The 13,986-nt window shown below is 66.4% G+C and carries 11 protein-coding genes; 5 read left to right on the top strand and 6 right to left on the bottom strand.

Translation table 11 applies throughout. The annotated features are described in order from the left end of the window. Window positions 1-31: 31 nt before the first annotated feature. On the bottom strand, window positions 32-1,408 hold the full coding sequence (locus ACOGJB_RS14870) for an ATP-binding protein (RefSeq protein WP_419837870.1): 1,377 nt from the start codon (window positions 1,406-1,408) through the stop codon (window positions 32-34). Between the two features lie 290 nt (window positions 1,409-1,698). After that, window positions 1,699-4,158: a CoA transferase gene (locus ACOGJB_RS14875; RefSeq protein ID WP_419837871.1), complete on the bottom strand. Its 2,460-nt coding sequence runs from the start codon at window positions 4,156-4,158 to the stop codon at window positions 1,699-1,701. Window positions 4,159-4,380: 222 nt separating this feature from the next. Between ACOGJB_RS14875 and ACOGJB_RS14880 the strand changes: the two genes are divergently transcribed. Then, window positions 4,381-5,547 carry a thiolase domain-containing protein gene (locus tag ACOGJB_RS14880; RefSeq protein ID WP_419837872.1) on the top strand — a complete coding sequence of 389 codons (1,167 nt, stop codon included), beginning with the start codon at window positions 4,381-4,383 and terminating at the stop codon, window positions 5,545-5,547. Continuing rightward, the gene (locus ACOGJB_RS14885) at window positions 5,544-5,963 is read left to right on the top strand and encodes a Zn-ribbon domain-containing OB-fold protein (RefSeq protein WP_419837873.1); all 420 of its coding nucleotides are present in this window, start codon (window positions 5,544-5,546) and stop codon (window positions 5,961-5,963) included. The genes ACOGJB_RS14880 and ACOGJB_RS14885 overlap by 4 nt, the downstream gene beginning before the upstream one ends. Window positions 5,964-6,141: 178 nt before the next feature. On the opposite strand, the gene ACOGJB_RS14890 is transcribed toward ACOGJB_RS14885, so the two are convergent. The 4 genes from ACOGJB_RS14890 to ACOGJB_RS14905 all read right to left on the bottom strand — a co-directional run bounded on the left by ACOGJB_RS14890 (window position 6,142) and on the right by ACOGJB_RS14905 (window position 9,861). Continuing rightward, window positions 6,142-6,303: a DUF3800 domain-containing protein gene (locus ACOGJB_RS14890; RefSeq protein WP_419837874.1), complete on the bottom strand. Its 162-nt coding sequence runs from the start codon at window positions 6,301-6,303 to the stop codon at window positions 6,142-6,144. A 147-nt stretch (window positions 6,304-6,450) separates the two neighbouring features. After that, window positions 6,451-6,888, bottom strand: a complete 438-nt coding sequence (gene dtd / locus ACOGJB_RS14895; protein WP_419837875.1) for a D-aminoacyl-tRNA deacylase — start codon at window positions 6,886-6,888, stop codon at window positions 6,451-6,453. 33 nt (window positions 6,889-6,921) lie between these two features. Beyond that, complete coding sequence (locus ACOGJB_RS14900) at window positions 6,922-7,332, bottom strand: RidA family protein (protein WP_419837876.1); 411 nt, start codon at window positions 7,330-7,332, stop codon at window positions 6,922-6,924. 51 nt (window positions 7,333-7,383) lie between these two features. Next, on the bottom strand, window positions 7,384-9,861 hold the full coding sequence (locus ACOGJB_RS14905) for a CaiB/BaiF CoA transferase family protein (RefSeq protein WP_419837877.1): 2,478 nt from the start codon (window positions 9,859-9,861) through the stop codon (window positions 7,384-7,386). A 301-nt stretch (window positions 9,862-10,162) separates the two neighbouring features. On the opposite strand from ACOGJB_RS14905, the gene ACOGJB_RS14910 reads away from it, so the two are divergent. The 3 genes from ACOGJB_RS14910 (at window position 10,163) to ACOGJB_RS14920 (ending at window position 13,920) form a co-directional block, all read left to right on the top strand. After that, window positions 10,163-11,953, top strand: a complete 1,791-nt coding sequence (locus tag ACOGJB_RS14910; RefSeq protein WP_419837878.1) for an ABC transporter substrate-binding protein — start codon at window positions 10,163-10,165, stop codon at window positions 11,951-11,953. Window positions 11,954-12,020: 67 nt separating this feature from the next. Continuing rightward, entirely contained in the window at window positions 12,021-13,007 is a 987-nt protein-coding gene (locus tag ACOGJB_RS14915) for an ABC transporter permease (protein WP_419837879.1), read from the top strand. After that, window positions 12,994-13,920, top strand: a complete 927-nt coding sequence (locus ACOGJB_RS14920) for an ABC transporter permease (RefSeq protein ID WP_419837880.1) — start codon at window positions 12,994-12,996, stop codon at window positions 13,918-13,920. The genes ACOGJB_RS14915 and ACOGJB_RS14920 overlap by 14 nt, the downstream gene beginning before the upstream one ends. Window positions 13,921-13,986: the final 66 nt, after the last annotated feature.

A 13,986-nucleotide genomic window follows, 5' to 3' on the forward strand; every position in this document is an offset into this window, starting at 1 on the left:
TATCCAATTCGGAAAGTCCCGGGGAAGCCCGCTACGAGAGGCCGAGGCGGTTGAGCATGGCGTGGCGGGCTTGAGCTCCGACTGCGAGCAGGAACGCATCGACTGGCACCGTGCCAAGACCGGACCCTTCGCGGTCGGCGTGGATGAATTCGGCTTGCGGTGCAACGAGGTAGCTGTGGCCGTGAAAGCGCGGATGGCGCTCGACCAGCGCGGCGAGTCCCCGACGATGGTGATCGGGTGAAGATGCAACCTCGAACGCCAAGGGTTGGCGGGGGTCGTCGTAGATCAAATCCACTTCGCTGTTGCCCTCCCGCCAGTAGTGCAGACGTATGCCGGCGTGGATCGCCAGCGACTTGACCGACGCGGTCACCAGGTTCTCGAGCAGCGTGCCCCGCTCGACCGGATCGGAGAGCGGAGCGAGTCCGCGTTGCAGCGCGGCGTTTCGAATTGCGCCGTCCCAGAAATACAGCTTGCGGCCACGCCTTTGAATTGCGGGTTCAGAGCCCGAGTAGTTTGTCAGGGCGAAGACCAGATAGGCCTGCTCCAGGTGAGTCAGGTAGCGGTCCAGGGTCGGCTGCGAGATCCCGAGGTCCTGGCTGAGGTTCTTGGGTGACATGATCCCGGTGACAGCTGCGGCGAGCATGTACAGCAAGCGCTCGAGAGCCGCAGGGCTGTCAATGCCGGTCGCCTGAGGGATGTCCTTGTAGACCGCTCGTTCGACGGCATCGCCGCGAAGCACTCGCTGGGACTCAAGTACCCAGCCCTCGACATCGTGCAGCGGTACGGATTCCTCGGAGAGTTCGCGAAGCATCAAGAGTTGTGGATAGCCACCGATCATCATCAGAATTTCTCGAATCTCAGCCGTCCGCGAGGTGAGGGATGGAGTGGTCGGCCAGGACGCGAGTGTGTCGGCAAGTGTTCCTTCTGCTTGCGCTCGTGGCAGGCTGGCCGGCCCGGCGCGTGACAGCAGCATGTGGGCCTCGTCGATCAGGCAGGGCATCAGGTGGTGCTCTTCCCACCGGCCGATCCCGCTCTCGTGTCGCTGCTTTCGCAGCGCAGCGCTGCCGCTCGACGTGGCGGCGACCCGAATGGGCCAATGATCGTCGTGGAACGTCTTGAGCCACAGGTCCCACTTATCGGCGTACACGATCTCGTCGAGCATGAGGTAGAGCGGATTCGCGGTCGTTGCTTGAGACCCTTCGACGATGGCGCTCGCCAAGTCACCGAGACTGGATTGAAGAAGCAACGGGTGGTCCATTCGGAGCCACCAGATCTTCCCCGCGGTGACTCCGCTGTCGAGCAGATGCCGAACTGTCTGGTACAGCACCGTGGTCTTGCCCACGCGGCGAGGTCCCAGTACGACCTGTTGGTGCGGCGATTTGTTGCCGACGAGCTTCCGCCAAAGCACCGTTGCCAGTGTTCGTTCTGTCCTCGGGGCAAGGGCGGCGGGTAGGCCGCCGGAGGCATGCCACGGGTTCTGTTCACGGTAGACCCTGCGAAAATCGTCTTGCCTTGGTGACCATGTAGCCATCACGAGTCCGATGCTGTGTCAGCTATCTGGCAAATAACATACACCTTGTGTTATTTGTTGTCTCAATAAGAGAAATGAAAGCCCGAGCATGTCGCTTGGTGGCCCACGCGATTGAGTTGAGGGTTGGCGTCGCCGCTCGCTTCGATGTTGAGCTGGGTTGTCCGTGCTCAGCCGATCGCGCCGGCGACGGCGAGCTCGACGATGCGGTCGTCGTCGTAGCCGAGGATGTCTCGCAGGATCAGGTCGTTGTGTTCGCCCAGGCTTGGCCCCGATCTGGTGACCTCGTGAGGTGACGCGCTGAGCTGCATGCGGGGCGCCTCGACGATCATGCGGTCGTGGGTTGGGTGCTCGACGTCGATCCAATGGCCGCGATGGCTCAGCTGCGGATCGGCGAAGCAGCCGAGACTGTTCTGGCTGGCGTGTGCGGGGACGCCTGCGGCCTGCAGCGCGGCTTGGGCCTGAGCCGGCGTGCGCACGGCGGCCCACGCCGCGACGGCGGCGTCGACTTCTGTGCTGCGCGCGAGGCGTCCCGCTGTGTCGAGGCCGGCGAGATCCGACGGCACGGGCTGGCCGTCGTGCTCCAGCAGGCGGCACAGCGCTTCCCACTGGTGCTCGGTCTCGCACACCACTGCGATCCACGGGTCTGGAGTCTCAATGGGATTGTCCGGGTCGGCGTCGCCGGGGTCGCATGGGTACATCGCATGGGGACACATGAACCGGTCCGCATTGCCCATCCGGGTGGCCGCTGTGCCATTGACCGTGTGTTCGAGCACCTCGGTCGCAAGGAAGTGAACTGCTGCCTCGGCCTGCGCGAAATCGAGATGCTGGCCCCTGCCCTGCGGATCGGCGTCGCGGGCGTCGAGCGCGGCCAGCAGCAGCGGCACCATGTACTGCGGTGTGACGTAGTCGGTGTAGGCGAGGAACGGTCCCGCCGGTGCCCGATCCGGCCAGCCGGTCATCTCGTAGTAGCCGGTGATGGCGCCGGCCAGATTGCCGAAGCCGGCAAAGGTGGCGAGCGGTCCGGTCTGACCCATCAGGCTGGTGCTCAACACAATGAGGCCCGGGTTGCGGGCCGACAGCGTCTCATAGCCGATGCCCCAGTCTTCGAGCGTGCCAGGGGTGTACGACTCGACGTAGACATCGGCCCACTCCGCCAGGTCGCACAGCACCTCGCGGCCCTCGGCGGTGTTGAGATCGATGGTCACGCCGAGCTTGCCCGCGTTGAGCGTGCCGTACTGGATCGATGCGTCAGGCCCCATGTCGCCCTTCAAGCCGCCTCCGCTGCCGCGCGCGGCGTCGAATCGTGCCGGTCCCTCCACCTTGATGACGGTCGCGCCGAAGTCGGCGAGCACCCGAGTCGTGAACGGCCCGGCGTACACCCAGGACGTGTCGAGCACCTTGATTCCCTCGAGCGGCCTTGGGCTCGAAGGATCGCCGCCGCCGTCTCGCAGCTGTTCCGCGGCGTCCAGCAGCGCCGAACGCGGCTTCGCCTTCACGGCTGCTGTGTCCGCGCCGAGCACTGGCGGGGCGCCGAGGGAACGAAGCGGAGTGCTGCTGGGCTTGCACCAAGCGCCGGGGGTGATCACGCTGCCCCAAGCAGGATCGGCAACGGCATCCCAATAGCCGCGCTCGGCGAAATGCTCCACCTCGGTCAGCTCAGCTGGGGTGTAGACGGGTGCGAGCAGCAGTTCGCGACGCTGCGCTTCTGCGAACAATTCGGCGCGGGTCCGCGTGCTCGTCAAGCGGGTGATTGCAGCCTTGGTCTGCTCAAGCTGGCCGGGTGCAACTTCAGGATCGGTGAACAGGCGCATTCCGAAGTCGACCCAATCGAGTGCCGCGAGCTCGTCGTCACAGCAGCCGCTCTCATGCACCCAGTCCATGAGCCGCTTGGTGAATCGACCGATGGTGTCGCCGAACAGCAGTGTGACGGAGACATAGCCGTCAGATGCCGGATACACGAACTGCAGGTGGAAGTTGAGAAAGAGTATCCCGCCCGAGGTTCGCCGGGCCGACGGGTACTCGTTGGGAGCGTGGATGATTCCGGGGAATGCCGTCTGCATCATCGCCTGCTGCGCCGAGATGTCGACGTGCTGGCCATAGCCGCTGCGGTCGCGCTGGCGCAGCGCGAGGGCCGTGCCGACCGCAGCGTGCGAACCGGCGTGCAGCCAGCTCTGCGGCGCGGTGATGCGCAGCGGCGCGCGATCGGCGTCGCCGGTGATGGCGGCGCTGCACGCAGCCGCCGCGATGGTGAGATCTGATGCTGCCCAGTCGGCCTTGGGCCCCGTGCTGCCGAATGGGGTGACCGTCGTGTGCACCAGCCCCGGATTGACGGCACGCAATTCGTCGTAGTCGAGGCCGAGTCCGGGGTCGGGCGATTCGATCAGGGCATCGGCGCCGGCGGCCAGCTCCAGCAGCTCGTTCCGGTCGCCGATGACGCAGCTCTGTGCGCCGCGCCGCAGGTTCCACCAGCCAAGCGACGTCCCGTCGGGCCCCTGTTGGCGGTGGTCTCGGCCCCGCCCGTCGGGTCCTTCGACGAGGATCACCTCGGCGCCCAGTGAGCCGAGGATCGAGGTGCACATCGCGCCCCGGTGATCGGTGAGGTCCAGCACTCGATATGGCTTCAGCATCGCCGCGAAGCTAACGCTCCCAGCGGCAGTGCTTGGCCTGCACTCTCGGTTTCCCCCAGCGCGGTTCGGCCCTCCAGCGCGTTGTCATGTGGTGTTGCTCGCTGCTGCTGTGCGCGGAACCGCCGTCAGCATTCGCTGCGCGGACTTGCCGTTTCTGGCCGCGATCGCGGGGAGGGAAGCTGGAAATGCGCCCGCCCCGAGGCGGCGGCTAGCGTGCCGCCGGTGACGATTCGAGGCAAGGCACTCATCGCCGGGGCGTACGAGCATCCGGGCCGCGAGCTGCCCGACCGCACGCTGCCGCAGATCCATGCCGACGTAGCCGCGGGAGCGCTGGCCGATGCGGGTCTGTCGCTCAGCGACGTCGATGCCTACTACTCGGCAGGCGACGCTCCAGGATTCGGTGCCCTGTCGATGGTGGAGTACTTGGGGCTCGATTGCACCTACATCGACGACACTGAGACTGGCGGCTCGGCGTACCTCGTGCATGTGCAGCACGCCGCGGCAGCCATCGCCGCCGGCCAGGTGAATGTGGCGCTGATCACCTTGGCCGGCAAGCCCCGCACCGGCGGCGCCGGTCCGGGCGGCAGCGCCCGCTTCAGCTCGGCGCCGGAGGCCTCGTTCGAGAACCAGTTCGGCATGTCGGTGCCCGGCGGCTACGCGCTGGCCGCGGCGCGTCATATGCACGAGTTCGGCACGACATCGGAGCAACTCGCCGAAGTCAAGGTGGCTGCTTCGACGCACGCACAGCACAACCCAAACGCGTTTCTCCAAGATGTCGTCACGGTGGACGAGGTGGTGTCCTCGCCGATGATCTCGGACCCGCTGCACCGGCTGGACTGCTGTGTGATCACCGACGGCGGGGGAGCGCTGGTGCTGGTCAGCGAGGCCGTCGCGGCGTCACTCGACCGTCACTGCATTCCGGTGCTGGGCACGGGCACGTCGATCAAGCACACCTCGGGCGGGCGCATCGATCTCACCCACACCGGCGCGACACGCTCGGGCCCGCTGGCGTTTGCCGAAGCCGGCGTGACGCCCGCCGACATCGACTACGTGTCGATCTACGACAGCTTCACCATCACAGTCCTGATGACGCTGGAAGACCTCGGTTTCTGCAAAAAGGGCGACGGCGGGCGCTTCGTGTCCGACGGCGGTCTGCAGGCGCCCGGCGGCGTGCTGCCGTTCAACACCGACGGCGGCGGCCTGTGCAACAACCACCCGGCCAACCGCGGCGGCATGACCAAGGTGATCGAAGCCGTGCGGCAGCTACGGGGCGAGGCCCACGCAGCCGTGCAAGTGCCCGACTGCGAGCTGGCACTCGCACACGGCACGGGCGGCAGCCTCGCCACGCGCATGGGCAGCGCCACGCTCGTCATGGGGAGATCGTCATGAGCGAGTTGGGCCCGTCGGGGCTGCCTGTCCCGTCGCCGAACCCGAATCTCGAGACGCAGCGGTTCTGGGATGCGACCGCCGAAGACCGGCTGGAGCTGCCCCGTTGCGACAACTGCGATCACGTCGTGTGGTACCCGCGCGAACGCTGCGATCAGTGCGGCAGCACCTCGGTGACCTGGTTCGAGGCGTCAGGGCGCGGCACCGTCTACAGCTGCACGGTGACCCGGCGCATTCCTGGCTCGTGGCGCAAGGCTGCACCGTTCGTGCTGGCATACGTCGAACTCGACGAAGGCCCCCGGGTGGTTACCAACATCGTCGGCTGCGATCCCGAAACAGTCCACATCGGCCAATCCGTGCAGGCCGTGTTCGACCCCACCCCCGACGGCCCTGCCCTGCTCCGCTTCACCCCAGCCTGAATGCGACAGCGCTGCATTCTTCAGCGTTCACCGTCGCTGTGTAGCCAAATGGCTCTTGCGATGTGACACCGGCGCAATACGATGGTCGCAGGCCATACGTCACTTCGAACTGTCGAGGTGCAGTGGTCCAACCCGCTAGGGCCCGCCGTGTGCGGGCCCTAGCTATGCAGGTGACACTTCAGCTTGGCCACCGCGTGCGCCACGTCACTCGTTGCGCTGCGATGTGATCCGAGACCCTGTCTTCTCGAACGATCACCGCTGCGAGGTAGTGGTACGGCTGCACTGGATCGTCCAGCCGCGAGCCAGTGTTGCCCGATTCGTCCAGGTAGCAGAAGAGCATGTCCGCCGGAGGCTATGCACGATCCAGCGCACCGCCATCGAGCCGCGATGAGCACCGATCGAAGTTGAGTCGCTTGTTGAGTTCGGCCCGAGCTCGAAAGGTTGTGCGTTCTCGGCTCTGGCCGATCTGCCGGTCGTGCCGGATCGCTCAGACCTCGAGCATCAGCGTCACTGGGCCGTCATTGGTGAGCTCAACTGCCATGCGGGCTCCGAACGAGCCGGTGGCGACGGCGGCACCAAGGCGTAGCAACTCGGCAATGAATTCATCGATCAGCACGTTGGCGTGATCGGGCGATGCGGCGGCGACGAATGACGGTCGCCGACCCTTGCGCGTGTCGCCGTAGAGCGTGAACTGGCTGATCACCAGCACCTCACCGCTGGTCTGCGCCACCGACCGGTTCATGTGGCCGTTCTCGTCCGCGAAGATGCGCAGGTTCCAGACCTTGCCGGCCAGCTTGCGTGCTGCTTCCAGGTCGTCGTCGTGCGTCGCGCCGACCAAGCAGCACAATCCGTTACCGATCTCGCCGATGACCTGACCGTCAACCCGAACTCGGGCTTTTGAGACCCGCTGAACCAATGCGCGCACTCGCTCAGCGTAAGCAGCAGTGCAGAAATCGGCTCAGGGGATGATTGCGTCGACTTCGATCTCGATGACGAGGTCGGGATGGATCAGCCCGGACACCTCGACGAGCGTCGACGCGGGCCGGATGTCGCCGAACACCTCGCCGTGGGCGCGGATGAAGTCGTCGAGCATCTCGATGTCGGTCACGAACGACCGGGTCCGCACGACATCGCTCATCTGCGCGCCGGCCTCGGCCAGTGCCTGCTCGATGACCCCCAGCGTGTAGATGGCTTGCCCGTAGCAGTCGCCGGGGTGGGCCACCCCGTCGGGGCCCAGCGACGTACTGCCCGATACCGCTACCCAGTCGCCCACGCGGACGGCCCGCGAATAGCCGGCCACTGGCTCCAGCGGCCCGCCGCTTGAGATGTTCTGCCTGTCGACGCCTGCGGCGCCGCTGTCTGTGCTCATGCTGACCTCACATTGGCATTGTCGGACTCGATGGATGGCTGGCGGAGAGTTTCAGGTGAGAGCGCCGGCGATGACCAACTCGGCGATCTTGTCGGTGTCGTAGCCGAGGATGCGTTCGAGCACCTCCATGTTGTGCTCGCCGAACATCGGCCCGCCCCACAGCGGCCGGCCGGGAGTCCGCGACAACTCGAAGTTGCTGTCCTCGACCCACGTGTGGCCGTGCTTGGCGTGCGGCACCGACACGAAGTGCTCCCGGGCGATGATCTGGGGGTCGGCCATCAGATCCGCAGCGTCGTTGACGCGGTGGGCGGGCACGCCGTGGCCTTGCAGTGTCGCTTCGATGTCGGCCGCATCTTGGGCCGCAGTCCAAGCACCGATCGCGGCGTCTATGGCGTCGTTGCGTGCCCGGCGGTCTGCTACGCCGAGCGCTGCAAGCTCAGCTCCGGCATCGAGTTCAGCCAGGGCCTCAGCCAGTTCGCTGTTCTCGCCCGCAGCGCCGGCGAGCAGCCCCGCCAGCGCGCTCCACTGTGCGTCGGTCTCGCAGGCGATGGCCACCCAGCGGTCGTCGCCAGCTGCGGGGTACACGCTGTGGGGGCACATGTGGCGGTCGGCATTGCCGGCCCGGTCGGCGGTGCGCCCGTTGATTTCTTCGTCGGCGAACTCGGTCGCCAGGAAGTGCAGCGCGCCCTCCATCTGGGCGAAGTCGATGTGCTGTCCGCGGCCCGTTCGGTCCCGCTCGGCCAGTGCAGACAGGATCAGCATCACGCCCAGCTTCGGCGAGATGTAATCGGTGTAGGCGGTGAACGGCCCTGCCGGGATGCGATCAGGCCAGCCGGTCACCGGGTAGAAGCCGGCAATTGCAGCGGCCATGGTGCCGAAGCCGGCGTACAGGCGCATCGGCCCGGTCTGGCCCATCAGGCAGCTCGAGAACATCACCAGCGACGGGTTCACTTCGCGCAGCACGTCGTAGGTGAGGCCCCAGTTCGCCATTGCCTTGGGCGAGAACGATTCGGTGAGCACGTCGCACCACGCGACCAGGTCCAAGATCACGTCCCGCGCCTCGGGCAGTGACAGGTCGAGCGTCAGGTCCAGCTTGCCGGCGTTGATCGAATGAAACTGCAGGGCGTTCTCCTGCCCGCCTTCCTCGCCGATGAACGGGTGGACGCCGCGCAGCACGTCGGGCTTCAGCTCGCTCTCGACTTTGACGACGGTGGCGCCGTAGTCGGCCAGCGTCCGGGTGGCGCCGGGACCCGCCAGCGCCCACATGAAGTCGAGAATCTTGATGTCGTCGAGCGGGCGCTCCAAAGTCCGGCCCGTCGGCGGCACGCCGGCTCGAGGCCGGGTAGTGATCGCTGGTCCTGGCGTGCCGCTGCTGTCGAGGTACAGGGCCGTGTGCTCGCCCAGCCGCGGTGCGACCGCCAGATCGGTCAGCGGCTCGCCGGTGGTCTTGGCCAGTGCGCCGCACAGCCGCACCGGCGCGGGACCGTCGGCGCGGGGCATCTCGACGTGCTGCCAGTAGTCGCGCACCTCCAAGTGATCGAGGGCGAGCACGTCGGCGGTCGTGGTGATGGGCGCGATCAGCAGGTTGTCCGACAGCGCGCGCTCCAATAGCTCCGCCTTCGTCTTGGTGGCCACGAACGAGGTCAAGACCTTGATGGCTTGATCGAACGTGTCCATCGATTCGCGGCCTTCCACGATGGCCATGCCGAAGTCGACCCAGTCCTTGTCTCTCAGTTCGGGCTCGCAGAAACCCTCATCGCACGCCCACGCCAAGATCCGGCTCGTGAACGGAGCGATCATCGGCCCGAACAGGAAAGTGACGGTTACGTAGCCGTCTGCGCACTCGTACACCCACGGGATCAGGAAGCCGCCTAGGTTCACCGCTCCGGGGAGCCGCACGGGGACTTCGCCGCCGGTCAGCACGGCCATCATCTGGAACTGCGTGCAATCCACGAACGATTGCTGGGCTGAGGTGTCCACGTGCTGGCCCAAGCCGGACGCCTGTCGCTCGTGCAGCGCCATGAGGATTGCCCCAGCGGTGTCGACCGCAGCGTTGTGCCACGTCTGGGGCGACCCGATGCGGACCGGTGCGCGGTCGCGGTCGCCGGTCAGCGACATGGTGCCGCTCGAGGCGGCGATCGTGAGATCGGTCGCGGCCCAGTCGGTCTTGGGACCTGTCTCGCCGAACGGCGTGATCGAGGCCGTCACCAGCTGCGGGTTGGCGGCACGCAGCACGGCGAGATCGACATCGAACGCACCGCATGAAATGACTGCGTCGCAATGAACCGCTAGCTGGGCGATCTGCGCCGAGTCCTCGATGACCACCGAGTGCTTGCCCCGGTTGTAGACCCCGAACTCGATCGACCGCTCGCGGTCCGTCACGTCGTCCACGTACGGGCCACGGTGACGGGTGCGGTGTCCGCCCGGCGGCTCGCAGAGCACCACTTCGGCGCCGAGCTGCGCGAGCAGCATTCCGGCCAGATGCCCCCGATCGTCGGTCAGATCCAGAATCCGGTAACCGTCCAGCACGTCGGCATGCCCCCGTCTGTCGTCGTCATTTCGTGCCGGTCAAGCTCACTGGCCCGACTCGGTGGAGCAACTCTGCCAGATGACGCGGCAAGAGCGCGTTTCGCCCTCGACAGCCGTTGTCGGTATCGCCTCGGGGACAAGCCCGTTCTTCACAAGAGGCTGAGCCGATAGGCGAAGCCGTGGCCCGAGCGGCCCGTGAGCGAAGCGAACAAGAGCGGGAAACAACTGGCGGTTCGATGAGAAGGCCCACCCATCCGCGCGTTCCCTCAGAGACCTCGGCAGTCGGAAGTAGCGTGCCGCTATGGACTCCGCGCGTCTTCATGCAACCTCAGCCAACGCCGTCGTTGCTGGCCGGCCTCGAAGGCCGCTGCGGCGGCTCGGTGCCCTCATGCTCGTTGTGGCGACGCTGGGGGCGGCCTGCAGCAGCGACAGCGCCACATCGGCCGACGACTCAGAGCCCCGAGTGACCGAGCCGGCCGAGTCGGGTGAGCCCGATGGCCAAGATGCAACGGGTGGCGGCACGCTGGTGCTTGCCGTCGAGCAGTGGCCCGAGTGTGTCAATCCCGTCACCTCGTGTGCGAATGCCACCTGGACGATCTGGTCGGTGCTGATCCACTACTTGCCGAGGCTCATGGAGCTCGACCAGACCAATACGTACGTCGCGTCGTCGTTGCTCGTCGAGGAGCCGACCGTCGCGAACGGCGGCCTCGTCACCGCAGACGACGGCACATTCACGCTCACGTATCGGCTGAATCCCGAGGCGACCTGGAGCGACGGCACGCCCATCACCAGCACCGACGTCTGGTTCACATGGCGTGCCGGGCTCGACACCACCGGCACGCTGAGCACCATCGGTCTGGATCTCATCACCGATGTCGACCATTCCGATCCCCACACGGCCGTCATCACGTTCAGCGAGCCGTATGCGCCGTGGCCGACGCTGTTCAGCGGCTTGCTGCCGGCGCACGAGCTGGGCCCCGACACCGACATCGCCGACCAGTGGAACGACGAGATCACCGTCTCGGGCGGACCGTGGATCCAGGAGGAATGGAACCAAGAGCAGCACATCCTGGTTCCCAATCGCAGCTATTGGGACGCCGAGCGCATCCCGCTGGTGGACCGGGTGGTGATGGTGCCCCGCGAGCACACCGACTCTCAGCTGCTGGCCCTGCAGACCGGCGAAGCCATGGCGGCATTTCCGCAGCCGTTTCCCGGCGCCCGGGAGCGCATCACCGGCGATCTGACCTATGAGGTCGCCGAGGGCACGTACATGGAAGGCCTCTGGATCAACCAGGACGCGCCCGAACGCCGCTTCGACATGACGCGCAACGTCCGCCAAGCGGTTGCCTACGCGCTCGATCGCGGCCAGATCGGCGAGGTAGCGCTGGGCACCATCGTCGCCGACCCGCCGGTACTGCAATGCGCGGGCTGGAATCCCGGATTCGGCCCGTGGTGCCAGGACGACTTCGCGCGCTACACGCAGGACGCGGCCAAGGTCGCGGAGCTGCTCGAAGCCGATGGCTGGACGCGGCCCGACCCCGACGGCCTGTGGGTGAACGCCGACGGCGAAGAGCTGGTTCTGGCGTGGAACACCGTGGCCGGCAACAAGCGCCGAGAGGACGTGCAGGCTCTCGTCGTCGACATGACTGCTCCACTGGGAATCGGCTGGGAGATCAACAACTACGACCCCGGCGAGCTGTTCCAGAACCGTCTGCCGGTGATGAACTTCGGCCCGGTGGCCCTGTTCGCGAACAGCACCAATCCGGACCCGTCGGTGGCAAGCCTGTACGACATCGACGGCGTGCCAACCGAGGAGAACGGCTACACGGGCCAGAACTTCACGGCCTACCGGAACCAGGAAGTCAGCGACTTGGCATTCGCCATCGATGCTGAGGTGGACCCGGCGAAGCGGCTCGGCATGGTTCATCAGCTGAGCAAGATCCTCGCCGACGACGTGCCGTGGATCCCGCTGTACATCCTGCCCAACATGATCATCTGGGACAGCACCGCGGTGTCGGGTCCTGGTGCCTACGTGTCGAGTCCCTACGGCGGGTTCTTCGACATCTTCGACTGGACCGTGCTTGCCAAGTGACCGCACGCGAGGCGAGAGTGCCCTCCATGCGCAGATAACCCGCTAGCGGGCTGGCAGGCTCTCAGGCGTGACGCGCTACGTCCTGCGACGCATCGCGACGATGGTGCCGATCCTGGGGGCCATCTCGTTCGCTGTGTTCTGGGCAGCGAACCGGATCGCCAAGCCGGGACGCGACTTGGCCGTGAACCCGCGAGTCACCCCAGCGGATCGGGCCGCTTATCTGGAGTCGCTGGGGCTCAACGATCCGCTTCCGCTTCGCTACCTGCAGTGGCTGGGCGACTTCGTGACGGGCGATTTGGGCATATCGCTCGTACGCAACGGATCAGATGTGTGGCCCATCGTGCGTACCGCGCTCGCCAATACGCTCGTGCTCATCGCCGTGGCGGTGGTGCTGTCGCTCGCTGTCGGCATCACGATCGGCGCCGTGTCGGCGGTGCGCCCCAACGGCTTCATCGACAACGCCATGACGACGTTCTCGTTCGCCGGCATCTCGATCCCGGTGTTCTGGCTCGGTCTCATGCTGCAGCTGTTGTTCGGGCTGTACCTGGCGAATTGGCTGGGCCTCGACCCTCCGCTGCTTCCCACAGCGGGGTTGTACTCGCCTGGTCAGCAGGGCTTCGACCTGGTGGATCGGATGCGCCACCTCGTGCTGCCCATGACGGCGCTGTCGTTGCAGCTCGTCGCGGTCTACAGCCGTTACATGCGGGCCAGCCTGCTCGATGTGATGAGCTCGGACCACATCCGGGCCGCCCGCGGCAGGGGCCTGCCGGAGCGCACCGTGGTGGTCCGACACGGCGTCCGCAACGCGCTGATCCCCGTGACGACGCAGGCCGCCGTCGATGTCGGGCAGCTCGTCGGCGGGCTCATCGTGACCGAGCAGGTCTTCCAGTACCCGGGCATGGGCCGACTGTTCCTTGACGCCATGTTCGGCGGCGATTACCCCGTGCTGCTGGCTACCACCATGATCATTGCAGCCGCAGTGATCGTGATGAACCTTGCAGCCGACCTGTTGTACGGCGTGCTCGACCCGAGGATCCGTCGTGACAGCCGCTGAGGCTCGCCGCACGCAGCGGCCCGCGGTGATTGCATGGCGACGATTCGCCCGCCGCCGCCTTGCGCTGGTGTCGCTGGCTGTGCTGGTCGGCATTGCCGTGGCGACTGTCGGCGCCGAACTGCTGGCGCCCTATCCGGCGGGCCGCACGCATGCCGCCGATGTGCTCGCGGCGCCGGGCCGCGACTATCTGCTGGGAACTGACACCGTGGGCCGGGACACGTTGAGTCAGCTGCTCTTCGCAGGTCGCGTCACGCTCGCCGTGGGCGTATCGGTCGCCTTGCTGGCGACGCTCGGAGGGGCGCTCGTCGGCATGGTTGCCGGTTATGTGGGCGGGGCCGTCGACGCCGTGCTGATGCGACTGACCGACACGCTGTTGGCGCTCCCCGCCCTGATGGTGGTGATCATGGCGGCGCGGATGCTGGGCGACAGCATCTTCGATGTGGTGTTGGTGCTGTCACTGCTGGGTTGGATGGCGGTGGCGCGGATCATCCGGGGAAAGGTCCTGGCATTGCGCGAGCTGGAATTCGTTGCGGCGGCGCGGGCGATGGGTGCGGGCATGTGGCGGGTCATGTTTCGCCATCTGTTGCCGAACCTGGTAGGTGAGATTTCCGTGGCGGTTTCGCTGGCGGCGGCTGCTGCGATCCTGGCCGAGTCGGTGCTGAGTTTCTTGGGGCTGGGGGTAAGCCCGGTTCACACGCCTACCTGGGGCAACATGCTGGGCGGCAACGAGGGGTTCATGACCGTCGCCCCGTGGCTCGTGATCGCGCCTGGCCTGGCGATCGCCGTCACCGTGTTGTGCGTCAATTTCATCGGCGATGGGCTGCGTGACGCCTTCGATGTGCGAAGCGACGGGCGCGACGACCAGCCGCATCGACGCTCGCTGCGGGGTGCAAGTGGCGGATCGCGCCGATAGACAGCGGGCCGCAATTCCACCACCTCGGCGTACTTCTGTGCTGAGGTGATGCACCGAATCGTTTTA

It is taken from the genome of Candidatus Poriferisodalis sp., from assembly GCF_965208895.1.
GTDB lineage: Bacteria > Actinomycetota > Acidimicrobiia > Acidimicrobiales > Poriferisodalaceae > Poriferisodalis.

Excerpts from the sequence above, each read along its gene's own strand:
- ACOGJB_RS14875 (WP_419837871.1), bottom strand. The coding sequence starts at position 4,158 with ATGCTGAAGCCATATCGAGTGCTGGACCTCACCGATCACCGGGGCGCG.
- ACOGJB_RS14885 (WP_419837873.1), top strand. The coding sequence starts at position 5,544 with ATGAGCGAGTTGGGCCCGTCGGGGCTGCCTGTCCCGTCGCCGAACCCG.
- ACOGJB_RS14900 (WP_419837876.1), bottom strand. The coding sequence starts at position 7,332 with ATGAGCACAGACAGCGGCGCCGCAGGCGTCGACAGGCAGAACATCTCA.
- ACOGJB_RS14910 (WP_419837878.1), top strand. The coding sequence starts at position 10,163 with ATGGACTCCGCGCGTCTTCATGCAACCTCAGCCAACGCCGTCGTTGCT.
- ACOGJB_RS14890 (WP_419837874.1), bottom strand. The coding sequence starts at position 6,303 with ATGCTCTTCTGCTACCTGGACGAATCGGGCAACACTGGCTCGCGGCTG.